Raw genomic sequence first — 23137 nt, 5'->3', positions numbered from 1 at the left:
CCCGAGCGAGCCGCTGGGTTGCCCGCAGGAGCGCTTCGAATGGTCTCGAGACTCGTTCGAAGTGCTCGACCGCGCCTACCGAGCGTCATCGGCGAGCTCCCGCTCGAGCAGCTGGCGGGCCCGACGCATCCGTGACTTGATCGTGCCCACCGGCAGCCCCGTGCTCTCGGCGAGCGCTCCGATCGTCAGGCGCTCCCAGTAGTGCAGCTCGAGCAGGGCCTGTAGCTGGGGCGGGAGCCGACGGAGGGCGGCCTGCACCCGCCGGCGCTCCTGCTGCCGCGCGAGCACCCGGCTGGGGGAAGGGGTGTGATCCTCGACTCGCGTGAGCTGGAGTTCCTCGGTCTCACGCTCGAACCCGTGATCGCGGTAGTGCTTGCGCAGCACGTTGTAGGCGATGCCCAGCAGGAACGTGCGAAAGCTTGACGCTCCCTCGTAGCGGGGCAGGGCCTCCACACAGGCGAGGATGGTGCGCTGGACCAGATCGTTGGGCTCACGAACCTTGTGGGCGAACAGTCGAGCCACCGCGTCGTAGTGGCGGACGAGCAGGCGCTCGCCTGCATGGCGATCGCCGCCACGCCACGCGTGCACGAGCGCGGTGTCGGTGGGTCGAGGGGTGGGCTCCAGAGCACGCACGTCCATGGCATTGCCGGTAGTACCCCGAGGCCGGCAACGGTTTGGGTCCGCATCCACTCGAGTGGGCTCCGGGAGTTAAACCGCCGCGACGCCGTGGGTACTCACCGTCACGCCGCGCCCCGAGGCGTGGTGACATCCCCAACCAACCCGAGGAATTCAAGCCATGTCCACACACTCCGGAAGCTTCGTCGTCGTCAACAACTGGGGCACCAAGGTGTTCGTCGTCGCCTACCACCAAAGCGGCAGCGACGGCAGCAAGGAAGGTATCACGAGCCAGATCTCTCTCGACGCCGGCGCGGTGAGCGAGCTCCAGCCCATCACGTTCTCGGGTGACGGCGACGACCATTGGTCGATCGCCGTGTCCGACGGCTCCAAGTGGGTCGGTCGCAAGTTCTCCAAGGACCTCGACTCCGGGGACGCCAACCGCACGGTCGTGGTGTCGCTACAGGACGAGGGCGGCAGCTCCAAGTTCGACTACGACGAGGTCAAGATGCTGCTGCCCGGCTCGTCGGGCACCTCGTACAACCTTCACGCCAGCCCCAGCTTCGTCGCGAGCGTGAGGCTGTCCTCGCGTTCGGGCCAGGCTCGCACCCGACTCGAGCCCAAGGGGCGCTAGACCTCGCTCGACCCGGGGCGACACCGACCACCGTGTCGCCCCTCGCTTCCCCTCGCTCTCCCGAGAACCCACCCATGAATGCGTCCCCGTGCCCTTCCTCGAGCTGGACCGGCGAGGGCTGGCTGCCCACGGCCGAGATGACCCCGGCCTTCGCCATACTCGACCACGCCGGCCGCATGCTGCGGGATCGGATCGCGGCAGCCGATCCCGTCGCGGTCGTCGCCCGCGGGGAGTTGCTGGCCGCCCTGCGGCTGGGCGCGTGGTCGGCCGAGGACGTCGACACCGAGCGCTTCGCCCTCGCGCTTGGCCGAGCGCTGCGTTCGTCGCAGGGCCAGCCGTCGCTGCTCGACGCGCTCGAGCGCGGGCTGACCCACGACGACGCCGTTCGACGCGTGTTTCGTCGGATCGTGCGCAGGGCCACGGCCGGCCTCGAGTCCGATGCGATCGCTCCCGCGCACCTGCCGCTGCTCCATCGATTGCTCGCGCTCGACCCCGTGCTGCGCCGCCAGCTCGTGCTTCCGTCCTTGCCGCCCACCACGGCGGCCAGCGTGGACGACCGCCTCCGGCTGGCGATCATGGCTCGTTGCGGCCAGGCCGACGCGGTGTTGCGCGTGCTGGCCAAGGGCGCCGGCGATCCCGTCGTGCGGCGCGGCTGGGGCCCGCTGCTCGCCGAGCTGGGCCGGCGCCGCCCTCACGAGGTGCTGGCGCTGCTCGAGCACCACACGGATCGAGAGCTCGACGGGGTCGGTGAGGCCCTCGATGCCTGTGCGCGCGGCGGCGCGGCGGCGGCGGTGCTCCGCCTGCTCGAGCGTCACTGGGATTGCATGCCCGGGGCTCGAACCGAGGTGCTCGCCCGTTGTGCCACCATGGCACCGCGCCGGACGTTCACGCTGGCCACCCGGTTGGTTGGCGACGGCCGGGCCACGCTGGCCGTGCTGAGCGACTCGCTCGGACGATGCGCCCGAGAGTCCCACGATTCCGCAATCGCCACCTGGGTGCTGCTTCGCCTGGTCGACGACCCTGGCGTCGTCGATGCCTTCGACGACGATGCGCTCGAGGCGATCGCACGCTTTGGCGACGGCGAGCTGCTGCTCCAGCTCGTCGATCGACTGACGGCGCCTCGGTTCGCGCGTACGCTTCGGACGCTGCTGCGCCGACGCCCCGATGCCGCGCCAGCCGTGGCGGCGGTCGTGCTGCGCACGTGCTCGAGCGCCGACGATCTGAGGGCCGTGCGCGAGCTCGCTCGTGCGTTGATCGAGCGTAGCACCCTCGACCCGACGCAGCTGGGTGAGCGCTGCAGGGCAGCGGTGGGCTCCGACCGCTGGCAGCGAGCCCGCCTCAATCACATCATGGCCGGCTTGGCGGGCACGAGCTGCCGGTGCCTACGCCCGGTGGACGTGGCCGACGAGATCTGCGAGCGCCTCGTCACGAGGATCGTGGATGCGATCGCAGAGCCGGCGCGCGCTTCCCTTCCGACCGTGGCCGTGGCCGCCGAGGCCCTGCGACGCGCGCTCGGCCGGGCGTCGTTGCCCTCCGTGCGGCTGCTCCACCACCTCTTCGAGCACTACGGCGCCCTTCATCCGCGGCTGCTCGACTTCCTCGTGGGTCGCAGCGACTCCCTGGTGTTCCCCAAGACCGGGTCGGCCCTCCATCTGCATCGCCCCTCGCCCACCGTGGTCAACGTCGTGAGCCATACCGCGGCGGCGGTGTGGCGGGAGCTGGCCACGGGGCCCAAGCCCATTGCCGTGGCCCCGATCCTGGCGGTGCAGGCCCATGACCGGGGCTGCATGGTGTTCTCTCGCTACTGCGGCCCCAGCGTGGGCGACGTGCTGCGCATGTGGGGGCTGGCGGCGGCCGCTCGTACCGATGGTGAGCGGGTGCTTGCCGCCCTCGAGCGCTCGGCACTCGACCGGTGCCTCGTGTCCGGGGTCCTGCACCGAGTGGCCCGGCTTCGCGGTGGCCTCGCCGCCCGCGGCGTGGACCATGGCCATCCCCACCTCGAGAACTTCACCGTGGAATTGGTGGATGCCGAGTATCTTCGGCGGCAGCTCGCCGCAGGCCACACCGTCAATACGCTTCCGTACGATCCGGCTCGCTTCTGCTTCGACCTGCGTCGCTGGGACGAGCGCGACGGCCAGCGACCGCGGTGGGGGCTGATCGTTCGCGTCATCGATCTCGACGCTGCGCGTCACGCGAGCGGTGGGGCGGTCGCAGGCGACGGGCCGCCGCGTACTGTACCCTCTACCTCGTGGACGATGGAGAGCTGCTGCGAGCCTGGCGAGCCGGGGACCGAGAGGCCGGTGAGCAGCTGATCGAGCGCCACTACGACCGCGTCATGCGGTTCTTTCGCGACAAGGTGTCCGAGCCCGCCGATCTGGTGCAGGAGACCTTCCTTGCCTGCCGCGAGCACATCGATCGCTTTCGCGAGGAGGCCAGCTTCCGCACGTTCTTGTTCTCCATTGCGAGCAACGTGCTGGGCAAGTTCTATCGGGCGAAGGCAGGACCCAGGGGCAAGGTGGACCTCGGTACGGTCTCGGTCGAGGACCTCGGCGAGTCGCCCAGCCGGGTGCTGGCCGAACGCGAGGAGAGGCGCCTGCTGCTCCTCGCCCTGCGACGGCTGAGCGTCGAGCAGCAGACCCTGCTCGAGCTGCACTACTGGGAGCGGATGACGGACTCGGAGTTGAGCGTGGTGCTCGGGCTCTCGCTCGGGACCGTCAAGACCCGCAAACGAGCCGCTCGCGTACGCCTCAAGCGGATCATCGAGGAACTGGCCAGCTCACCCGGACTCGCGGAACGGACCCTGACCGAGCTCGGGGAGCAGGCCGCGGGGCAGCGTGACGAGGACGACGACTGATGGGACGGCGGTGGTGCTCTATCGTGCCGTGTGCCCGCTGGCGTGGTGCCGATGCGGATGCGCCCACCGCCCGATCATCGCCGCCTCGTCGGCGTCGTCGTCGGCGATCGCACGCTGGGCCAGCGAGCGCAGCAGCATGGCGCCCAGCAGGATGATGATCGCGGGCCCGGCGTAGATCACCACCGGGATCCCGGCCACGGTCGAGGCCAGCCACAGGTGCCCGTCGGCGATGGCCACCGGCGCGCAGAACACCCATGCATCGTAGAGCCCGTGCATCAGCACCGCGAGGCCAAAGCCCCCCCAAAGGCCGGGGCCCCGGCCATCGAAGCGGCGGCGCGCGGCGAAGTAGCCGGCCACGCCGCCCCAGATCGCATGCCCGGGCACGGCGAGCACGGCCCGCGCCACGTAGAGCTGCAGGTACTCGGAGAAGCTGTGCGGCAGCAGCAGCAGATAGGCCACGTTCTCCACCAGCGCAAAGCCCAGCCCGGCACGCGCGCCGTAGACGATGCCGTCCATGCGCTCGTCGAACTCGGGGCGCCGCCACGCCATGAGGAACACCGAGGCGAGCTTGGCCGCCTCCTCCGGAATGGCCGCGATCACGAACGACAGCCACAGGGCACCCGCGTAGCCCGCGGTGGGGCCGACCTGCTTGAGGATCTCGCCCACCAGGACCACCGGGAGCGCCGAGATCGCGCCCGCCAGCGCGACGCGGCGCAGGGTCGACCGCGGCTCGGGACGCTTGGCGTCCATGAAGTCGACGATCGCCATCGCCACCAGGGCGGGGGCCGCACCCAGGAGGGCGAGCTCGATCTGCTGCAGCTCCACGGGGCGAGCGAGCATACGTCGCCACGGAGCGAGGGGGGAGCCCTCGCGGGCGAGATCATGCCCGGTGCGGTGACGCGGCTCGATCCTGGCGCAGGCGGTGGAGCGCGGCGACGTGGGCGGGCGTGGTGCGGCAGCAGCCCCCGATCGCGCGCGCGCCCGCGGCGAGCCAGCGTTGGGCGAGCCGACCGAGCTCGGCCGGTGCGATCCGGTCTCCACACCACCCGCCGTGCTCGTAGCGCTCGCCCGCGTTGGGGTAGGCCACGATGGGCAGCGCGGTGACGCTCGCGATCCGACGGACCAGCGGCTCGACCCAGGCGGGTGCGCAGCAGTTGACGCCGACCATGATCACCGAGGGCACGCTGGCCACCGCGGCCACGCAGCGCTCGATGGTCTCGCCATGGCCCACGTGGGCGTGGTCTCGGCACGCAAAGCTCACCCAGGCGGGGGTGGGGCAGGTCGCGAGCACGCGGGCGAGGACCTCCGCCTCGCGCAGGCAGGGGATGGTCTCGCAGGCGACGAGATCGGCGAGCGGGGCGAGGACCTCGAGGCGCTCGCGGTGGATGCGATCGATCGTCGCGTCGTCGGCTGCATAGTCGCCCCGGTACTCGGAGCCATCGGCGAGGATGGCCCCGTAGGCGCCCAGCGAGGCCACGGCCAGCGGGCGCGGGGTCGAGGGATCGCGGGCGTGGGCCTGGTCGCAGGCGCGACGGGCGAGCTCCATCGACGACCGCAGCACCTGCCGGGCCTCGTCGTCCGACAGCCCACGCGCGCGCAGGCCCGGCACGCTGGCCTGGTAGCTCGCGGCGGTGGCCACGTCGGCGCCGGCGGCGAGGAAGTCGCGATGGACGGCGAGGATGGCCTCGGGCTGGTCGAGCAGCAGCTTGGCCGACCACAGCGCGTCGTTCAGATCGTGACCACGCGTCTGCAGCTCGGTCGCCAGGCCGCCGTCGAGCACCATGCAGCCGGATCGGTCGGCGCCCAGCCACGGCTCGAGGATCGGATGGACGGCACTCATGACGGCGAGGGCGGCGACAGACCGAGCTGATCCGCCAATGCGGGGTTTTGGGGGCCCACGCGCCAGATGAAGCGATCGAGCACGTAGTGCGTGGCCTGGGGCACGGTGAGCAGCGCGACCACCACGGCCATCGGCAGCGGGCCCAGCTCGATGGCGGAGGTGCCGAACAGCTCGGGGTGGTCGTGCCACACCAGGCGATCCCACAGCGCTTCCTCGCCGGCTGCGAGCGCCACCAGTAGACCGTAGTAGGCGGCCAGCACCACCGCCACCGGGCGCCCGCGGGACGACAGCGAGCTCTCCACGCGCTGCCGCCCGCCGGCCACCCACACCAGGGCGAGGTAGGGCACGCCGTGCAGGAACACGTTGGTGATGGTGAAGATCCGATCGTCGTCGAACAGCACGATGCCCAGGTGCCAGTTGATCGCGGGCACGAGCACCAGCCACGGCACCAGCGGATGGCCCCGGCCGCGACGGCGGAGCTGGAGGCGGCGCACGGCGAAGGCCAGCAGCACGGGGACCTCGGCCCACAGGGCGACGGGGCCGAGCCACGAGGGGAGGCCGGTCAAGAGGTCGCCCGGTATGAACCACACGAAGCGCGTGGGCAGGTGGGCATGCCACCAGACCACGGGCGCGGCGGTGCCGGCCCAGATCGCGGCCTCGACCAGCCTGCGATCGCGCCGGCCCTCGCCGCCGGCGCGCACGTAAATTAGGGCGAAGCCCAGGTGCTGCTTGATGAAGTGGAAGATCGCCACGTAGGCGAGCACGCCCCAGAACAGCCGCGGCGACTCGAGGTGCAGGAGCGCGCCGATCCACAGCACGAGCAGCGGCGTGGCGAGGAGGTGCGTGCGGTGCAGCCGACGCGCCACCGGATCGAGGTAGGTGCGGTAGAGCGACGCCCATACGTGCGCCACGTCGACCAGGAGCACACCCGCGATCCACAGGCCGAGCCCGGCGTCCTCGGCCCGGGGCTTGGGATCGAGCACGCCCAGGCCCACCGCGACCACGGCGGCGAGGACCCCCGGGCCCAGGAACCATGCGAAGTCGCGGGCGGGGCTGCCCAGGATCGCATGAGGGCTCATCCCAACCGCTCCCTCACCGGTCGCCCCAGCCGCGACAGCGCCTCCTCGGCCCCACGCACGCCGCCCGCGAACGCCTCCTCGAACAGCGGCAGCCCGCCCACGTCGGCGGCGCAGGGCAGCACGCACCCCACGGCGGCGCGCGCCAGGGCCCGGCCCTCCCCGAACAACCACCCCGGCCCGGGCCGGATCATCGCGTGGCCCCAGCGCGCCACGTGAACCCGTCGCACGTCGGCTTCGATCCCCGGGTGCATGGCGGAGAGCTCGGCCACCACGTGATCGCACCAGTGGTCGAGGCTGCCGGACAGCAGCTCCGTCCGTCGCGTGCGCAGGCCCTGCGCGTCGTCGGCGGGCATGGGCTGGTAGTAGGTGAGCACGGACCCTGCGTCGCGCCGGGCCGCCTGGAGATCCTCGAGGTGGGTGGCGACCACGTAGCCGAGGTTGTCGGCGTCGACCGGCACGTTGTCCCACGCAAGCGGCGCTCCGATGCCACCGGGGCGCTTGGCGACCTCGACGTTGGCCACGAGCCATGGGGAGTAGAGCGCGGCGTCGGCTGGCAGCGGGTCGCGTCCGGCCGGCAGCACCCGCGGCAGCAGGAACCGCGGCGCGGCCCACAGCACGACCTTGGCCTCGAACACGCGACCTCGGCCGGCCGCCACGTCGTAGGCCGAGACGGTGCCGGTGTCGGGATCGATCGCGTGCACCAGGGTGTCGCGGTGGAGCCGATCGCCCACCCGTGCCGAGGCGGCCATCGCCTGCACGAGGTGATCGTTGCCTTCGGGCCAGGTGAGGATGAAGCGCTCGTCGTCGTCATCGAGCCCGCGGCACAGGTAGTGGTGCAGGGCGGCGAAGGCCGAGCACTGCTCGATGGTGCAGCCGTAGTCGTCGCGGCAGGCGTAGTCGACCGTCCACCGCAGGCGCCAGCTGGTCAGGCCCAGCCCGTCGAGGTAGGCGGCCATCGAGACGCGGTCGAGGTGCCGCAGCTCGGTGCTGCTGTGGTCCACTGGAAGCGCGAACGAGCGCCGTCCATCCGCCCCGCGGCGCTGGTCGAGCTCCCGCAGGTGGGCCCGCCAGCGCTCCCACTGCGCCTCTTCGTCGGCGCTCTGATCGGCGCCGGGGTAGAGGCCCTCGTCCCACCGGCCGCGATGGCGGTGGCGCTCGAGCGGCGCGCGACAGATGACGCGCGGGTCGAACTCGAGCCGTCCGGCGCGGTCCTCCCCGAGCACCAGCCCGAGCTCTCGCAGCAGGGTTTGGAGCGCGGTGAAGTCGGCATGGGGCGTGGGCAGGTAGTGGGCGCCCATGGGGTAGCGCGAGCGCGGAGTCTGGCCGCTGCGAGCGGTTCCGCCCGTCGCCGACTCGAGCTCGAGCACGTGCACGTCGCGGGCGCCCGCGCGAGCGAGTCGCCAGGCGGCGGCCATGCCCGCTGCGCCGCCGCCGACCACCAGCACGTCACAGCGCACGCGATCGCTCACGGCAGCGGCCATGATCGCGCCGTCGCGCAGCAGGTGTCCTCGCGCGGGATCCTGCCCCACGAACATGCGCTCGACCGGCGGGGTGGGGGCGGGGCAGCCTCCCAGCAAGCTTCCCAGGCCTGCCGTTCCGGCGAGGCCGGTGATTCCGGCCAGCCCAGGGGCGGTGCGTAGTACCCGTCGTCGGCTCCAGTGCATCGGCGTGATCGCGTCCGGGTGATGCTACCAGCACGACGACGGCGGGGTGTGGTATTGCAGTCGCCCCCATGTCGACCGTGGACGAGGTGGTAGAGGCGGTGCTCGCGTCGCGGCGCTATCGCACCGTGTTTCCGCCGCTGGTCCGTCGCGTGGCCGGGGAGCAAGGGGCGGTCGACGGGCAGCGTCCGGCCCAGGTGGCCTTGGTGGTCAAGCGGACCAAGCGAGCGCTCCACCAGATCTTCGGCGCCTACTTGCCCCAGCCCACGCGTCCCGATCGGATCCTCGCCGATCTGCGGGTGGCCGAGTCCGACGAGCAGGTCCGTGCGGTGCTCGAGCGAGCCATGCACGATCATGCGTCGACGCGCGAGCGCCTCGACTACCTCGAGCCGTTCTTCGACGCGCTGCGGCAGCGCGTGGGCACGCCGCGCTCGGTGCTCGACGTCGCGTGCGGCCTGAACCCGCTGGCCTACGCGTGGTGGGGGCTGCCCCAGGGGGCGCAGGTGCATGCGTGGGACCTCGACGTGGCCATGGTGGAGCTGCTGCAAGGGTCCTTGCCGCGCCTGGGCCTGGCCCCGCACGCCAAGGCGGTGGACCTGCTGGCGATCGAGCACTGGCCGTCGACGGAGGTGGCGCTGGTGCTCAAGATCCTGCCGACCCTCGAGCAGCAGCGACCGGGCGCGAGCGAGGCGATGCTGGCCGCGATCCCGGCGCCGGTCCTCGTGGTGAGCTTCCCGACCCGCTCGCTGGGCGGGCATGCCAAGGGCATGGGGGGGACCTATGCGCGCCAATTCGAAGCGCTGCTGGGCAGCCGCGGGTGGACGGGCGAGGTGTTCGAGGTGGGGACGGAGCTGCTCTATCACGTGGTCCGGCGGTAGGGCGGGTGCGTACGCCCTACCTTGACGCCGCGCATGGCCATGCGACAGTGGGTCGTGAGCGAGCAGGCGATCCCCGAGCGCTTCCATCCCATCGGTACCCCGGGCCAGCCCTGGACCGACGCCGACAAGGCGGCGTGGCGGCAGCAGCAGTCCATCCGGCGCAGCTACGCCGACGAGGTCCGGGCCAAGCTCGAAGGTCTCGACCCATGCTTCGTGGTCGAGCAGTACGGTGCCCTTCCCATCGATCCCGAGCGCTACCCGCTGTTCGCCGTCAGACCGGCCGAGCCCCTCGCCGATGCTCCGTGGGTGCTCGTCACCGGTGGCGTGCACGGATACGAGACCAGCGGGGTCCAGGGCGCGCTGGCGTTCCTGCACGGGCCTGCCAGGGCCTACGCCGAGCGCATCAACCTGCTGGTCGCTCCGTGCGTCAGCCCGTGGGGCTACGAGGTGAAGAACCGCTGGAACCCCGAGGCCATCGATCCCAACCGCTCGTTCGTCCGGAGCAGCCCCGCCCAGGAGTGTGCCGCCCTCATGGCGCTCATCGCAGATCTTCGTGGCCGCTTCCTCGTGCACGTCGATCTCCACGAGACCACCGACAGCGACGAGAGCGAGTTTCGCCCGGCCCTGGCGGCCCGCGACGGCAAGGCGTTCGTGCCCGGTCACATCCCCGACGGCTTCTACACGGTGGGCGACACCGACAACCCCCAAGAGGCGTTCCAGGCCGCGATCATCCACGGAGTGCAGGCCGTCACCCACATCGCCGAGGCCGACGACAAGGGCGAGATCATCGGATCGAAGGTGGTCCAGCGCGGCGTGATCCTCTATCCCTTCGTGGAGCTCGGCCTGTGTGCCGGGGTGACCGGTGCCCGCTTCACCAGCACCACCGAGGTCTATCCAGACAGCCCCCGCGCGACTCCGGAGCTGTGCAACGCCGCCCAGGTCGCGGCCGTGTGCGCGGCCCTCGATCACGTGCTGGCCTCGAGCTAGCGCCGACACTGGCCGAGATGAGGGACGAGCCATCCCGTGCGAGCGCCGGCCGGCGTAAGGCGTGGGGGCCCTCGCCGTTGGCTGGGTCATGAGTCGAGCCCGGAGCATCGGTGGGATCCTGCACGGCGCATGGTGCCTGCTCCCCTTGGGAGCGCCGCTCCTGTGCGCCTGTGCCTCCGGCCCGCTGCCCGGCGAGCGCCCGTTTCGCGACCCGTGGCGGGTGGAGGCGGAGATCGAATTCGTGCACACCGGGGCCGAGGGTGACCTCATCATCCCCGAGCTACGGATCGGCGGGGTGGGCAACGGCAACTTCGCCAACCGCGGGGACGTGATCGTCACCTTCGATGGCCCACCGGATCTCATGACGGTCGAGCTGCGCCGCTTCGTGGCCGCGAGCACCGAGGACAGCGCTCGAGAGCAGCTGGCGCTCATCGGCCTTTGGGCCTACGAAGGCGCGCTGGAGCTGCCGGGCGCCAAGGATCCGAACGACGACTGCACCGACCACTGGCGTGCCGGCTGTCAGCTGCGCGTGTTCCAGGATGCACAGACCCAGCGCGAGGTCGCCGGGGCCGACATCCGGGTGACGCTGCCCGCCGACTACCGCGGTGCATTGCTGGTGCAGACCGAGGACGACGCGGCGGTCGGCGGCTACCTCGACCGGGGCGACGTGTGCATCGACGGCTTGCCGGGCTCGGCCGAGGTCCAGCTCCACAGCGGCCGCGCATTCGTGCGGCTGCGCGACGACGTCTCGCCCGTGCCCACCTGCGCCCCCGCCGACGTGGCGGCGTGCGAGCGTTGGTCGGTGATGGGCCCGGACGGTGCGCCCGTGCTCTCGCCCTGGGCGCCCGAGTGCCCGTGCCTGGCCGCGGGAGAGTCGTTTGGCCGGGTGATCGTGGACACGCGCGACGTGGATGCCGCGGACGCGGTGGTCGACGTGCCTGCCTCGCTGTGGACGACGTTCGCGCTGGAGAATCGCCTGGTCGACGCCCGCGATCGCGAGTGCACGGTGTCGGTGAGCCTGCCCGAGGAGGCGCTGTCGCTCGACGAATTCGACTCGTCGGCGCGGGCTCGCGGGGCCCTGGGCTACCCGGGGCAGCCCGCGTGGAACGGGGCTGGCTACCGGGTGTCGGTGCGCTCGGGCACGTGCGGTCCCGTGGGCTACGCCGAGGATCCGGACGAGTTCGCGGTGGACGAGCCACCCACCGAGCGCCGCGGTGATCTGGAGGTCTGCACGGGCTGCATCGTGGACGCCTGCGACGTGCTCGTGCCGTGAGCCCAGCCCTTGCCATCGAGCCCACCACGGCCATGGTGCTTGCGGTACGCTGCGGCTCGTGAAGCCCATCACCGAGGTTGCCGCTGCCCTGGGCGTTGCTCCCGAGCACGTCCTGCCCTTTGGTCACGACAAGGCCAAGATCCTCACGGCCGCCCGCTCGGTCTCCCGCAAGGGCGATGCTCCGGCCAAGCTGGTGCTGGTCACCGCGCTCACCCCCACGCCCGCGGGCGAGGGCAAGACGACCACCACCATCGGCCTGGGCGATGCGCTCGGTCGCCTCGGGCAGCGGGTGTGCCTGGCGCTGCGCGAGCCCTCGCTGGGGCCGTGCTTCGGGGTCAAGGGCGGAGGCACGGGCGGCGGCAAGTCTCGCCTGCAGCCGACCGACGACATCAATCTCCACTTCACCGGCGACTTCCATGCGATCACGGCCGCGCACAACCTGCTGGCGGCGGCGATCGACAACGCGCTGCAGTTCGAGTCGATCGAGGGCCTCGACGGTCGCCGCGTGCTGTGGCCGCGAGTGCTCGACGTCAACGATCGCGCGCTGCGGCAGATCATGATCGGCCTGGGCGGCGCATCGATGGGCGTGCCCCGCCAGGGCGGCTTCGACATCACCGCGGCCTCCGAGGTCATGGCCATGCTGTGCCTGGCCGAGGACGCCGAGGATCTGCGGGCGCGGCTCGATCGCACCATCATCGCGCTGACCGCCAAGGGCGAGCCGATCCGGGCGGGGGCGCTGGGGGTCACCGGGGCCATGCTGGCGCTGCTGCGCGACGTGGTGCACCCCAACCTCGTGCAGAGCGAGCAGGGCACGCCCGCGCTCGTGCACGGCGGGCCGTTCGCCAACATCGCCCACGGCTGCAACAGCGTGATGGCCACCAAGATGGCGCTGCACCTGGCCGACTGGGTGGTGACCGAGGCCGGCTTCGGCTGTGACCTGGGCGCCGAGAAGTTCTACGACATCAAGTGCCGCACCGCCGGTCTCGACACGGTGGCCACGGTGGTGGTGGCGACGATCCGTGCGCTCAAGATGCACGGCGGTCGGCAGCTGTCGGAGCTGCGCCATCCCGACCCCGGCGCGGTCGAGGCCGGGATCTGCAACCTGGCCAAGCACTGCGAGAACGTGCGCGCGTTCGGCAAGGTCCCGGTGGTGGCGCTGAACCGCTTTGGCGACGATACCGACGAGGAACTCGAGGTGCTTCGGGCGTGGTGCCAGGCGCAGGGGATCCGCTTTGCCGCCTGCGAGCACTTCGCCCGCGGCGGCGAGGGGGCCGAGGACCTGGCCCGCGCGGTGATGGAGGTGGCGGCCGAGGGGACCGAGCCGCTGCGGCCGGTGTACCCGCTCGAGGCGCCCGTGGCCGAGAAGATCGCGCTGGTGGCCAAGCAGGTCTACGGTGCGGCCGACGTGTCGCTGACCGCCGAGGCCCAGCGCGACCTTCGGCGGATCGACAAGCTGGGGCTCTCGTCGCTGCCGATCTGCATGGCCAAGACCCAGAACTCGCTGTCGGACGACCCGAGCCGGCGCGGCCGCCCGGAGGGCTTTACGCTCACCGTGCGCGGGATCCAGATCAACGCCGGGGCCGGGTTCCTGGTGGTGCTCACCGGGGACATGCTGCGCATGCCCGGGCTGCCCAAGCGACCGCAGTACCACGAGATCGACCTGAAGGACGGGGTGATCACCGGGCTGCGGTGAGCGGATGAGCCGCGAACCCAGCCCCGTGGCCACGCTGCGTGCCCACGCCATGCGGCTGCGCCCGGGCCAGGATCCCCTGGCCGAGCTCGAGCGCTGGGCGCGGGACGAGCGGGTGCCGGCCGCCTGCATCGTGACCGCGGTCGGCTCGCTCACCCGAGCATGCCTTCGCTTTGCCAACCGCGAGCAGGCGACGGTGCTCGAGGGGCACTTCGAGATCACCTCCCTGGTGGGCACGCTCTCGGACGCCGGGGCTCACCTGCATGCGACCATTGCGGACGGCGAGGGCAGGGTGTACGGCGGGCACCTGGAACTCGGTGGCTCGATCTACACCACGCTCGAGCTGGTGGTCGCGCGGCTCGAGGGCCTGTCGTTCGACCGGGTGCTCGATTCGACCTACGGCTACTACGAGCTGCGGGTGGGACCGGCCCGCGGCGACGGCTCGTCCTCGGCGTGACGCTCGAGATACGCGAGCACGATCTCCTGGAGCCCCCAGATGAGCGGCGTTGCCCGCAGCTCCGCTCGGCGGAGCACCACGCCGCGCTTGCCTTCGAGCACGGGGGTCCGGGCCAGGGCGTCGAGGATTGGATCGTCGAGTACGAGCTCGAAGAGCGACAACACGAACCCCTCGGTCATGGTGCGGCGCAGGAAGATCGGCTGCGGCGTCGCGTCGATGAGTGCGTGGGCTGCGGGGCCGAGCTCCTCTCGCAGCTCGCGGGCGAGCGCCTCGCCGAGATCCTCGCCTTCCTCGATCGCGCCCCCGAACAGGCTGTAGCCGAGCGGAAACGGCTCGTAGTGCTCGTCCTTCTGCTGGAGGAAGAAGCGGGTTCGCGCTGCGTTGGTCACGATCGCGACCACTCCGTGATGGAAACCCGCCATGGCTCACCGGGTCATGACCAAGCGTACCGACTCGACCGCCTCGGCGTCGATCTCGGCCGAGTCGAGCCGCGGCGCCCGCATCGTACCCGTGGCCAGCAGCTCGAGCTGATCGCCGCCGTGGGGCCCGTTGGGGCTGGCGTTGCCGTAGGCGAGCACCACCTCCGCCCGCGGCCCCTCGGGTCGCAGCTCCACGATCGCCACGAAGGTGTCGCCGCCCATGGGATGCATGCTGCCGCCCTTGCCGGGCTCGTGCTCGATGGTGAAGAACGAGCCCAGCGCCTCGCCCGAGGCCCCGGCGCCGGGCAGGTCGTCGCGGAAGCGATGCACCTGCGCCCACGGCGGATCGAGCCGTCCGTGCGCGGCTTCGACCTCGAGTGCAGCGGCCTCGAGATCCTCCAGGGCCGTGCTTGGCTCGCGCAGGCCCATCGGCGTACGCAGCGGGTCCTGCTCCGACCATGGCACGGCGAACGGATCGGGTCGCGCCATCGCCCGGCGGGCCCAGGCCTCGAACAGCGTGGCACCGTGCGAGCCCGTGCGCTCGGCCGCGGTGCGATCCCACGCGGTCAGCACCGCCGCCGCCCGGGGTACGAGCCCCGAAGGCTCCGCCCGGGCGGCGGCCGACAACAGATCGTCGAGCACGTGATCGGCCAGCTCGAGGCGGCTGTCGTATCGCAGCGCACGCAGCTCGTCGAAGTCGATCGCCTCGTCGTCGAGCAGCATGCGCAGCCCATGCAGCTCTCGCATGCCCACGAACCTCCGCGGGGGCAGGGCCGCCGGCTGCTCGGCGGGAAACGGCGAGGGCAGGGTGGCCAGCCACGGCACGCCGTTGCCGTTCTGCACGAATCCCGACGGAGGATCGATCACCCGTGGAAGTGCCTCGTAGGGGAGCTGCTCGGTCCACAGCGCGGTCGAGGTGTCGCCGGGCAGCGGGGCGCCCCACCACGTGCCGAAGTCACCGCCCTCGGGGGTGCCGCGGCGATCGAAGATCCGACCGGCGCTGAGATAGAGCACGTGGCCGTCGCGATCGGCGTAGCCCACCGTGAACATCGGGAGGTTGCCCGTCCGCAGCGCTCCTTCGAATTCCTCGAGCGTTCGCGCCCGACCCATGGCAGCCCAGGTCTCGAGCCAGCCCGCGCCGACATCGTCGAGCCCGGTGCGCACCGCCATCAGGCGTCCGTCGGCGAGCTCGATCACCGGTCCATGCACGGAGCGGCGGATCCGAACCGTCTCCTTCTTGGGCCAGCCGACCTTCCGTTTCACGCGCATCGTCTCGGTGTGCTCCTCGAACGGCCGCACCTCGCCATCGAAGCGATACCCGCCCTCCTGCGGTCGTAGCTCGTAGAGATCCGCGGCATCGAGCACGTTGACCGTGTGCGACCATGCGATCGCGTCGTTGAACCCGAGCATCAGCACCGGGAACCCCAGCAGCGTTGCCCCGTAGAGCGGCGCGTCGGGTCCCCGCAGGTGCGCTTCGAACATGCGCAGGGCCGGTGGTCCCCACGGAAGGTGCGGGTTGGCCAGCAGCATCGCGTGTCCGCTCGCGGACCGCGAGGGACCGATCGCCCACAGGTTGGATCCGGCCACCGTCGGCATCACCTCCCCGTCGATCGACAGCACCAGGGGCCGCTGCCCCGTCAGCAGCAAGAAGCACAGCAGCACCCGTCGCCCGTGCGCCAGCGGGTCGCTCGGCCGTACCGGGAGCACGCGGCGCGCCAGCCTGGGGATGGCCTCGGGGTGCGCCGCGGCGTAGTCGTTCATGCCGCGTGCGAACGCCTCGAGCTCGGCCCGCAGCCCGGCGGAGGCTCCTGCGAGGTCGCGCTCGGCGTGCTCGGCCAGCCCCAGCGTACGCACCATGCGATCCGAGCTGCGGTAGCGCGTGCCCCAGTGCTCGGCCGCCTCGCCCCGGGCCACCGCATAGAGCTGCAGGAGCTCCTCGGGGTAGGCCCGCAGCTGCGCGTAGCCCAGGCCGTAGGCCACGCCCTCGCGACTGCGGGCTCGCACGTGCGGCACCTGCCAGCGGTCCCAGCGGATCTCGACCGGCTCGGACGGGCCCGCCACCAGCTCGCCCGGCGTCAGGCCGCATCCCAGGGCGCCCACCACCACGCCGGCCAGCCCGCCGCGCGCGATCGCCCGCCACCGCGGCATCGCCGGCTACCCGCGCCGTCCCAGCGGATCCACGAGATCCGCCTCGTAGTAGTGCACCAGCATCTGGTCATTGAGCCGGTTCACCTCCACCTCCGGGGGCTGCTGATCGGCCGGGAACACGAACAGCGTGCGCAGGGTGGCGTCGTCGAGGAACCGCATCTCCACCCCCGGTCGCAGCGCCTGCGGTGCCTCGCGCGGCAGCGGCGAGATCAGCACGAAGCCCCAGTCGCCGAAGCTGGGCACGTGCGCATGGTAGGGCAGGGGATGCAGCTCGGCGGCCCGCAGCGTGGCCACGATGCACCAGAACGAGCGCGGGGCCAGATAGGGCGAGGTCGCCTGGACCACGCCCACGCCGTCGGGTCGCAGCCGTCGCAGCAGCAGGCGGTAGAACGACTCCGAGTAGAGCTTGCCCAGCGAGAAGTTGTTGGGGTCGGGCAGGTCGACCACGACCACGTCGAACGGAGGCTCGCTCGCGCGCTCGTGCTCGACCAGCCACTCCATGGCGTCGCGGTTGTGCACGCGCACGCGGGGGTCGGACAGCGACGCTCGGTTGAGATCGACCAGCATCGGATGGGTGGAGAACAGCTCGGTCATCACGGGATCGAGGTCCACCAGATCCACCGAGGCCACGTCGTCGTGCGCGAGCAGCTCGCGCACGGCCAGCCCGTCGCCTCCACCCAGCACCAGCACCCGCCGGCCCGGACCTTCGCCCTCGATCCCCGGCCCGACCGCCACTCCGGCCGCCACTCCGACCACTGGTCGAGACGCGGCGGAGGCCGCCATCGCCGGGTGCACCAGCGCCTCGTGGTAGCGGTGCTCGTCGAGGCTCGCGAACTGCAGGTTGCCGTCGATGTAGAGCCGGATGTCGTCCTGCCAGCGCGTGATCGTCAGCCGCTGGTAGGGCGTCTTCTGCGAGAAGATCACCGGCATCTCGTACATCGCCGACTCGCCCAGATCCTCGAGCCGCTTGCCGCCCCACATGCCCACCGACAAGAGCGCCAGCACCAGGAGCGCCTGCGCCCGCAGCCACCGCGGGGCCGACAGCTCGCTGGCGAACGCATGCACGGCCCACAGCGCCACCGCGGCGTTCATCAGCCCGAATAGCAGGCTCGTGCGCACCAGGCCCAGGTAGGGCAGCAGCAGCAGCGGGAACATCACCGAGGCGGCCAGCGAGCCCAGGTAGTCGAACGCCAGCACCCGCGCCACGAGGTCCTTGAGGTCCTGGCCCTGCTTCATGATGCGCATGAGCAGCGGAATCTCGAGCCCCACCATGGTGCCGACCAGCCCCAGGATCCCGAACAGCAGCGGTCGCACCGAGGACAGCTGCGCGAACCCGAAGAACAGCGCGGTGGCCGAGTAGCCGCCCACGAGCGCGATGATCAGCTGCACGTGGATGAAGCGCGCGTGCAGGCGACTGGTGACGAACTTGCTCAGCCACGAGCCCAGGCCCATCGCCGACAGGTACACGCCGATGACCAGGCTCCACTGGGTGACCGAGTCGCCCAGCAGGTAGGAGGCCATGGTGGCGCTGATCAGCTCGTAGACCAGCCCGCAGGTGGCCACCACCATGACCGAGAGCAGCAGCAGCCGTCCCTGGGCTGCGCGGACCTCGGTGGCGGCGGGGGCCGGGTCCAAGGCCGCGTCCACGGGCGGAGGGGTCCGGGTGCGGGCAGGGGCGGTGGGGGACGTGGCGGCGTCGTCCGGGGTGGGGGACGCGTCGACGTGGTCGTCCGGGGTGGTGGCGACTGGTGGGGGCGGGGGCCCGTGCTCCGGCGGGGGCTGTGGCACGGGGAGGCGGCGGCTAGCCCTGGACGGCGGCGCTGATGATCATCGAGATCCCGAGGATCACCGCGCCGATGATGATGCCGAGCGAGGTGTTCTGATCCTCCTCGATCTCCTTGCGGATCGAGAACGGTGCGATCTTGACGATCACGAGGAACGCCACCGCGAACAGCACGATGCCGATGAGCGAGTAGATCAGCGCGCCGATGATGCTCCCGGTGTCGAGCGCAACGGCCAACGGGGGGAGCTGGGCCAGGACATGGGTTGGTGTGTTCATCACTTGCCTCCGTGGTATCCGCCGCCGAGCCAGATGAAGGTGCTCCGGTGCCCGCGGACGGTGCTGCCACCCGAGCCTGGGGCCGACGGTTGTGAGGTCACCTTGCCCCGCTCGGGAGAGGTGGTGAGCATCGAGCCCGACGGGGCCTCGAACATCAGCAGGCCCAGCGAGCCTGCCGATACGACCCAGTATGCGATCTTGAGCATCATCTGCCGTGCTGCCTTGGTTGTTGCCTTGGTGTCGGGCTGGGGTTTCGGCTACGAGGACGATGGCGCGTAGTCGCTGTTGGCCCAGCGTCGGCCCTCGAAGATGCGGCCGAACAGGAAGTTGAGGAAGGGGAACGCGAGGATCACGAAGAACGGAATCACGATGTAGCGCGTGAGCACCACGTCCTGCCGCAGGCGTACCGAGAGCTTGAGGTCGGTGGGTCCGGGCTGACCGGTGGCGCCGCCCGATTGCGGCACGATCTGCAGGAGATACGTGCCGCCCTCCACGCCGCCCACCGTGACCGTCTGGGTCTGGTCGCCCTCGCGCCAGGACTCGCCGCCCTCGACCCCGTGCCACTCCTCGGCGGTGGCGCCGATGCCGATGGCCTCCTCGGAGACCGGTGAGATCAGCATCACGTCGACGTAGGCCCAGGCGTTGGACAGGGGCTGGGCCGAGAACCGCAGGTCGAGGGTGGTCTTCTCGCCCTTCTCCCCGATCTGGATCTCCTGCGAGAACGGCTCCATGGTCAGGTCGTTCTTCTCGAACACGACCTTGGTCTCGCGCCCCTGCACGTAGAGCACCGTGGCGCCGAGCCACAGCAGCACGAGCACCGCGAACGACAGCCACAAGAGGCCCGTGTTGCGCGTCCAGGGGTTGGGCTGGTACGTGCCCACGCCCGAGGTGGGGGGCGGGGAGCCCTCCAGCCCGAACGCCTTCCACACCTCGCCGGGCGCGATGTACTCCATGCGGGTGAAGTTCAGGTCGGCGCCGCCATCCTCGGTGGACTGCTGCTCGACCGAGATGCCCTCGGGCGGGGCCACGTAGTCGTGGGCCACGGCCTTGTCGCCATGGTGCACGGTCCACGGGAACTCGCCCTCCACGTACGTCACCTGGGCCAGCGAGGTCTGGAAGTGCTTGTAGTCCTTCTTCTTGAAGCGGACCGAGCGGTGCCCCGACGCGAGGGTCTTGGGGGCGCCGGCCAGGGCGTGGCCCAGGCTCCAGTGGCCGTCGGTCATCTGGTAGACCAGCCAGCGGTAGCCCTGGTAGGGGTTGTAGAGCAGGAATTCCTGCCAGGGGTAGGCGATCCCATCGACGACGCACTGGCGCCAGATGATGCCGATGAGCTCCCACTCGGTGCCCTGCAGCGTGCCGCGGGCCTGCAGGGGGAGCACCGACGCGTGCCGCTGGCGCTGGGCCTGTCGCATGATCTGCAGCGCGCCGCTGTCCTGCGGAGACAGCTCCGAGCCGCAGTAGGGACAGGTGACCTGCTCGATCGCTCCGAAGCCGCGCAGGGTGATCGGGCCGCCGCAGGCGGGGCACTGCACCGCCTCGGTCTTGGCCGGCTCGCGGAACAGCTTGCGCGCGCCCGGACCCGCGCCCTGACCATCACCGGGCGCCTGGGCCTGCGGCGGGGCGTAGCCCTGCGGGTAGCCGCCCTGCGGAGGGTAGCCGCCCTGCGGAGGGTAGCCGCCTTGCGGAGGGTAGCCGCTCACCGCGACCTCCCGGGTTGGGCCTGCCCTTGCGGTCCGGGGCCGTTCCAGCCGGTGAAGCGCCAGCCCTCGAACTGCCGCAGCGGATGCAGGCCGACCGCGGCCAGCTCGATGGCCTCGCCGAGGTAGGGCGTGGGCTGGGCGTGGCCTGGCGCATTGCCATAGTCGAGCGAGAGGAACTCGCCATCGTGGCCGCGCAGGTCGACCCCGTAGAACGTCATGCCGGGCTGGGCCTCGAACGGCAGGATGCCCTCGGCGCCCTTGTACGACGCACCGCGGCGGTCGACCACCACGGCCTCGATCCCATCGACGTTGAGGATCATGTTGACCTGGATCTCGTTGAACGCGGGCACGCGCCCGGCCACGATCGAGGGGTCCTTGGGACGGACGATCGCGTACTGCCCCTGGGCGTCGGTCAGCCAGCCCGTGGTGCCGTCGGCGAAGTCCACGAACCACTCGTTCCAGGTGCCGCGGCCGTAGGAGACCTGCAGGCGGCCCGCGACCTCGAACGGGGTGCCGCGATGGCGACCGCGGCTGCCCAGGATGATCGGCGAGCCGTTGTCGATCAGGGCCGAGACCTTGCCGATGAGGCGCACGTCGATCCCGGTGCGCACGATGGTGCTGTCGCAGAACTCGCACACCAGCGAGACGGCGGTGCCGCGAAATGGAGCCGGAGCGCCGCACTGCGGGCAGCTGGTCTGCGACTGACCGTAGGGATCCATGGGAAGGGAGGGGCGGGGACGGGGAGCGAGCGCGACGATGATGCCACGCTCCGGCGCGACGTGCAGGGCCCTACCAGTCCGAGATCCCGCCCAGATTGGTGATCTGGCGATATCCCTGCGCGAGCAGGGCCTCCTTGGCAATTCCAGATCGACGGCCCGAGCGGCAGTACACCACGATCGGCCGATTGGGGTCGGGGCCCACCAGGGTGGCGAGCTCGTCCCAACGCGCATCGATCTCGGTGTGCGGTACGTTGTGGGCCCCCGGCAGGTGCTCCTGCGCGAACTCCTCGGGGCTGCGCACGTCGAGCAGCAGCGCGCCCTCCTGCTCCACGAGGCGATGCGCGAGCGCGGGATCGCGATCGGGCAGGGAGGAGGCGGGCGCGAGAGTGCTCGCAGGCGCGCTCGAACTGGCTGGAGCGGGCTCCGCGGCGGAGCAGCCGAGGGCCACGCCGACGCTGGCCGCAAGTACGAAGACAGGGCCTCGGCCAGACGATCGCATCGGTGGGAGGATGCCAGGGATCGAAGTGGCTCGCAGGGGCTGGTCGGCTGACGCGCCAGCGCTTCACGGCTCGAGGATCGCGTTGCCCTCGCGCGCATCGTCGAGCGCCCCGGTACCGGCGGCCTCGATGAAGGCCGGCGGGCTCTCGACGGCGTGGCGGAGCACCTCCGGCACCGGCGCCGGCTCGGGCTCGCTCAGGGTCGCGTGCATCATCGCCCCGATGCCGCCCGAGAGCGCGGCGGTGGTGGCCAGCGCGGCCAGCCAGCGCAGGCGGGGGCGGGCGCTGGCGGGCATCGCCGAGCGCAGCGCGTGCAGCAGTGCGTCCATGGTCGGGTAGCGATCGTCGGCCTCGATCTCCAGGCCGCGCAGCAGCACGGCGTGCAGCTTGCGTGGCACGCCGCGGCGATCAGAGGGGTCGACGATGCGTCCCTCGGCAAACGAGGTGGCCGTCTCGATCGCATTCTTGCCCGGGTAGGGGCGCACGCCATAGAGCGCCTCGAACAGCGCCACGCAGAACGCGAACTGGTCCGCATGCGTGCCGACCGTGAGCCCCATCAGCTGCTCGGGGGCCATGTACCCGCGTGTGCCCACGATCATGTCGGTGCCCGTCAGCCTGGCGGACAGCAGGATCTTGACGCTGTCACCGCTGACGCGGCCATGCGGCGTTCCGGTGGTGGGCGCGGGCTTGGTCCCGTCGTCGGCGTCGGCGTCATCGTCATCGGCATCGGCGGCATCGAGCTCGGAGCCGCGCTCACTGGTGCCGAGCGTGGTGTCGAGCTCGGCGCTGCGGGCCAGGCCGAAGTCGACCACCGTCACGTGCCCTTGCGGGCCCACGATCACGTTGGCCGGCTTGAAGTCGCGGTGGATGAGCCCCGCGTGGTGAGCCGCCGCCAGACCACGCCCCGCGGGCACGAACACCTCCACGATCGCCTGCCAGCTGCGGGTCTTGGTGCGCAGCCACTGCTCGAGGTCCACGCCAGGCACCAGCTCGAGCGCGAGATAGTCGCCGTGGGGGCACGTTCCCACGTCGTACAGCGACACCACGTTGGGATGCGACAGGCGAGCGAGCGCCTGGGCCTCGCGACGCAGCCGCTCGTCCACCTGTGCCTCGGCCGACTCCACCGTGTCGCGGTGCCGCACCAGCTTGATCGCCACCCGTCGACCCAGTACCGGATCGTAGGCACCCCACACCACGCCCATGCCACCGCGGCCGAGGCGATTGCGGATCACGTAGCGACCGATTCGATCGCCCGGTCGCAGCGCATTGGGCATCTGGATCCGCTGCGGCTCCACATCGTCGTCGACCCGCGTCGGCACCCCGGGGGTGGGGGCGCCGGGATACGGCTCGGTCCGACGGTGAATCCTAGGCTGCATGCGCGACGATCGACCTGAAGCCAGGGTAGGTGATCACAGGATGAATAATCCGTAATCACAGCCACATTGACAGGGTTAATCAATTGTGTTTTGGGGGACCAAATTGGCCCAGATCCCGCGCCTGGTCCTCGAATTCAATCAATATGTATTCCGGATTACGAAAAGCAGGTCTGGCAGGGTCTCCGAGATCGTGACTGTCCGTTCGACCGATCGAAGGACCGCCGACTCGGTCGGCCGACGATCGCTGGGAT

At 71.1% G+C, this 23137-nt stretch carries 22 protein-coding genes; 8 read left to right on the top strand and 14 right to left on the bottom strand.

The genetic code is table 11. The features are described 5' to 3' along the window. Window positions 1-75: 75 nt before the first annotated feature. On the bottom strand, window positions 76-639 hold the full coding sequence (locus OEB96_RS23370) for an RNA polymerase sigma factor (protein WP_266218915.1): 564 nt from the start codon (window positions 637-639) through the stop codon (window positions 76-78). Window positions 640-796: 157 nt separating this feature from the next. Here OEB96_RS23370 and OEB96_RS23365 point away from each other — a divergent pair, with 157 nt between their 5' ends. From OEB96_RS23365 to OEB96_RS23355, 3 genes are all read left to right on the top strand, one after another. Continuing rightward, the gene (locus OEB96_RS23365; RefSeq protein WP_266218914.1) at window positions 797-1249 is read left to right on the top strand and encodes a hypothetical protein; all 453 of its coding nucleotides are present in this window, start codon (window positions 797-799) and stop codon (window positions 1247-1249) included. Between the two features lie 74 nt (window positions 1250-1323). Beyond that, a complete protein-coding gene (locus OEB96_RS23360; RefSeq protein ID WP_266218913.1) occupies window positions 1324-3561 on the top strand; it encodes a hypothetical protein in 2238 nt (745 codons plus the stop codon). Continuing rightward, window positions 3498-4103 (top strand): RNA polymerase sigma factor, encoded by a 606-nt coding sequence (locus tag OEB96_RS23355; RefSeq protein WP_266218912.1) that lies wholly within the window; start codon window positions 3498-3500, stop codon window positions 4101-4103. Before OEB96_RS23360 ends, OEB96_RS23355 begins: the two co-directional genes overlap by 64 nt. An 18-nt stretch (window positions 4104-4121) precedes the next feature. Here the strand turns inward: OEB96_RS23355 and OEB96_RS23350 are convergent, their stop codons facing one another. The 4 genes from OEB96_RS23350 to OEB96_RS23335 are packed head-to-tail and all read right to left on the bottom strand — an operon-like array spanning window position 4122 to window position 8686. Next, entirely contained in the window at window positions 4122-4943 is an 822-nt protein-coding gene (locus OEB96_RS23350; RefSeq protein ID WP_266218911.1) for a PrsW family intramembrane metalloprotease, read from the bottom strand. Between the two features lie 40 nt (window positions 4944-4983). Further along, complete coding sequence (gene mmuM, locus OEB96_RS23345; RefSeq protein ID WP_266218910.1) at window positions 4984-5943, bottom strand: homocysteine S-methyltransferase; 960 nt, start codon at window positions 5941-5943, stop codon at window positions 4984-4986. Further along, window positions 5940-7022, bottom strand: coding sequence for a hypothetical protein (locus OEB96_RS23340; RefSeq protein ID WP_266218909.1), 1083 nt, complete (start codon window positions 7020-7022; stop codon window positions 5940-5942). The genes mmuM and OEB96_RS23340 overlap by 4 nt, the downstream gene beginning before the upstream one ends. After that, entirely contained in the window at window positions 7019-8686 is a 1668-nt protein-coding gene (locus OEB96_RS23335) for an FAD-dependent oxidoreductase (protein WP_266218908.1), read from the bottom strand. Before OEB96_RS23335 ends, OEB96_RS23340 begins: the two co-directional genes overlap by 4 nt. A 68-nt stretch (window positions 8687-8754) precedes the next feature. Between OEB96_RS23335 and OEB96_RS23330 the strand changes: the two genes are divergently transcribed. The 5 genes from OEB96_RS23330 to OEB96_RS23310 all read left to right on the top strand — a co-directional run bounded on the left by OEB96_RS23330 (window position 8755) and on the right by OEB96_RS23310 (window position 13968). Further along, window positions 8755-9561: a class I SAM-dependent methyltransferase gene (locus OEB96_RS23330; protein WP_266218907.1), complete on the top strand. Its 807-nt coding sequence runs from the start codon at window positions 8755-8757 to the stop codon at window positions 9559-9561. Window positions 9562-9594: 33 nt separating this feature from the next. Then, on the top strand, window positions 9595-10548 hold the full coding sequence (locus OEB96_RS23325) for a M14 family metallopeptidase (RefSeq protein WP_266218906.1): 954 nt from the start codon (window positions 9595-9597) through the stop codon (window positions 10546-10548). A gap of 88 nt (window positions 10549-10636) precedes the next feature. Next, window positions 10637-11821, top strand: a complete 1185-nt coding sequence (locus OEB96_RS23320) for a hypothetical protein (RefSeq protein WP_266218905.1) — start codon at window positions 10637-10639, stop codon at window positions 11819-11821. Window positions 11822-11879: 58 nt separating this feature from the next. After that, entirely contained in the window at window positions 11880-13514 is a 1635-nt protein-coding gene (locus tag OEB96_RS23315) for a formate--tetrahydrofolate ligase (protein ID WP_266218904.1), read from the top strand. Between the two features lie 4 nt (window positions 13515-13518). After that, entirely contained in the window at window positions 13519-13968 is a 450-nt protein-coding gene (locus tag OEB96_RS23310) for a PPC domain-containing DNA-binding protein (RefSeq protein WP_266218903.1), read from the top strand. Here the strand turns inward: OEB96_RS23310 and OEB96_RS23305 are convergent. From OEB96_RS23305 to OEB96_RS23265, 9 genes are all read right to left on the bottom strand, one after another. Further along, window positions 13917-14390, bottom strand: coding sequence for an NUDIX hydrolase (locus tag OEB96_RS23305; RefSeq protein ID WP_266218902.1), 474 nt, complete (start codon window positions 14388-14390; stop codon window positions 13917-13919). The genes OEB96_RS23310 and OEB96_RS23305 overlap by 52 nt on opposite strands. Window positions 14391-14393: 3 nt before the next feature. Further along, entirely contained in the window at window positions 14394-16535 is a 2142-nt protein-coding gene (locus OEB96_RS23300; protein ID WP_266218901.1) for a penicillin acylase family protein, read from the bottom strand. 6 nt (window positions 16536-16541) lie between these two features. After that, window positions 16542-18182 carry a spermidine synthase gene (locus OEB96_RS23295; RefSeq protein WP_266218900.1) on the bottom strand — a complete coding sequence of 547 codons (1641 nt, stop codon included), beginning with the start codon at window positions 18180-18182 and terminating at the stop codon, window positions 16542-16544. 154 nt (window positions 18183-18336) lie between these two features. Beyond that, window positions 18337-18594 carry a DUF350 domain-containing protein gene (locus OEB96_RS23290; protein ID WP_266218899.1) on the bottom strand — a complete coding sequence of 86 codons (258 nt, stop codon included), beginning with the start codon at window positions 18592-18594 and terminating at the stop codon, window positions 18337-18339. Next, on the bottom strand, window positions 18594-18803 hold the full coding sequence (locus OEB96_RS23285) for a hypothetical protein (RefSeq protein ID WP_266218898.1): 210 nt from the start codon (window positions 18801-18803) through the stop codon (window positions 18594-18596). Before OEB96_RS23285 ends, OEB96_RS23290 begins: the two co-directional genes overlap by 1 nt. Window positions 18804-18851: 48 nt before the next feature. Further along, on the bottom strand, window positions 18852-20294 hold the full coding sequence (locus OEB96_RS23280) for a DUF4178 domain-containing protein (protein WP_266218897.1): 1443 nt from the start codon (window positions 20292-20294) through the stop codon (window positions 18852-18854). Beyond that, window positions 20291-21013, bottom strand: coding sequence for a DUF4178 domain-containing protein (locus OEB96_RS23275; protein ID WP_266218896.1), 723 nt, complete (start codon window positions 21011-21013; stop codon window positions 20291-20293). The genes OEB96_RS23280 and OEB96_RS23275 overlap by 4 nt, the downstream gene beginning before the upstream one ends. Before the next feature lie 70 nt (window positions 21014-21083). Continuing rightward, a complete protein-coding gene (locus OEB96_RS23270; RefSeq protein WP_266218895.1) occupies window positions 21084-21512 on the bottom strand; it encodes a rhodanese-like domain-containing protein in 429 nt (142 codons plus the stop codon). 63 nt (window positions 21513-21575) lie between these two features. Continuing rightward, window positions 21576-22886, bottom strand: a complete 1311-nt coding sequence (locus OEB96_RS23265) for a serine/threonine-protein kinase (protein ID WP_266218894.1) — start codon at window positions 22884-22886, stop codon at window positions 21576-21578. Between the last annotated feature and the right edge of the window lie 251 nt (window positions 22887-23137).

It is taken from the genome of Paraliomyxa miuraensis (genome assembly GCF_026337845.1).
GTDB classification, from domain to species: Bacteria; Myxococcota_A; Polyangia; order Nannocystales; family Nannocystaceae; genus Paraliomyxa; species Paraliomyxa miuraensis.
Note: the sequence above shows the minus strand (reverse complement) of the source record. Positions and strands in the feature narration are given on the sequence as shown.

Bases quoted from the DNA above. Each gene is read 5' to 3' on its own strand.
- OEB96_RS23370 (WP_266218915.1), bottom strand. From the start codon at position 639: ATGGACGTGCGTGCTCTGGAGCCCACCCCTCGACCCACCGACACCGCG.
- OEB96_RS23365 (WP_266218914.1), top strand. From the start codon at position 797: ATGTCCACACACTCCGGAAGCTTCGTCGTCGTCAACAACTGGGGCACC.
- OEB96_RS23360 (WP_266218913.1), top strand. From the start codon at position 1,324: ATGAATGCGTCCCCGTGCCCTTCCTCGAGCTGGACCGGCGAGGGCTGG.
- OEB96_RS23350 (WP_266218911.1), bottom strand. From the start codon at position 4,943: ATGCTCGCTCGCCCCGTGGAGCTGCAGCAGATCGAGCTCGCCCTCCTG.
- mmuM (WP_266218910.1), bottom strand. From the start codon at position 5,943: ATGAGTGCCGTCCATCCGATCCTCGAGCCGTGGCTGGGCGCCGACCGA.
- OEB96_RS23340 (WP_266218909.1), bottom strand. From the start codon at position 7,022: ATGAGCCCTCATGCGATCCTGGGCAGCCCCGCCCGCGACTTCGCATGG.
- OEB96_RS23335 (WP_266218908.1), bottom strand. From the start codon at position 8,686: ATGCACTGGAGCCGACGACGGGTACTACGCACCGCCCCTGGGCTGGCC.
- OEB96_RS23330 (WP_266218907.1), top strand. From the start codon at position 8,755: ATGTCGACCGTGGACGAGGTGGTAGAGGCGGTGCTCGCGTCGCGGCGC.
- OEB96_RS23325 (WP_266218906.1), top strand. From the start codon at position 9,595: ATGGCCATGCGACAGTGGGTCGTGAGCGAGCAGGCGATCCCCGAGCGC.
- OEB96_RS23320 (WP_266218905.1), top strand. From the start codon at position 10,637: ATGAGTCGAGCCCGGAGCATCGGTGGGATCCTGCACGGCGCATGGTGC.
- OEB96_RS23310 (WP_266218903.1), top strand. From the start codon at position 13,519: ATGAGCCGCGAACCCAGCCCCGTGGCCACGCTGCGTGCCCACGCCATG.
- OEB96_RS23305 (WP_266218902.1), bottom strand. From the start codon at position 14,390: ATGGCGGGTTTCCATCACGGAGTGGTCGCGATCGTGACCAACGCAGCG.
- OEB96_RS23300 (WP_266218901.1), bottom strand. From the start codon at position 16,535: ATGCCGCGGTGGCGGGCGATCGCGCGCGGCGGGCTGGCCGGCGTGGTG.
- OEB96_RS23290 (WP_266218899.1), bottom strand. From the start codon at position 18,594: ATGAACACACCAACCCATGTCCTGGCCCAGCTCCCCCCGTTGGCCGTT.
- OEB96_RS23285 (WP_266218898.1), bottom strand. From the start codon at position 18,803: ATGATGCTCAAGATCGCATACTGGGTCGTATCGGCAGGCTCGCTGGGC.
- OEB96_RS23275 (WP_266218896.1), bottom strand. From the start codon at position 21,013: ATGGATCCCTACGGTCAGTCGCAGACCAGCTGCCCGCAGTGCGGCGCT.
- OEB96_RS23270 (WP_266218895.1), bottom strand. From the start codon at position 21,512: ATGCGATCGTCTGGCCGAGGCCCTGTCTTCGTACTTGCGGCCAGCGTC.
- OEB96_RS23265 (WP_266218894.1), bottom strand. From the start codon at position 22,886: ATGCAGCCTAGGATTCACCGTCGGACCGAGCCGTATCCCGGCGCCCCC.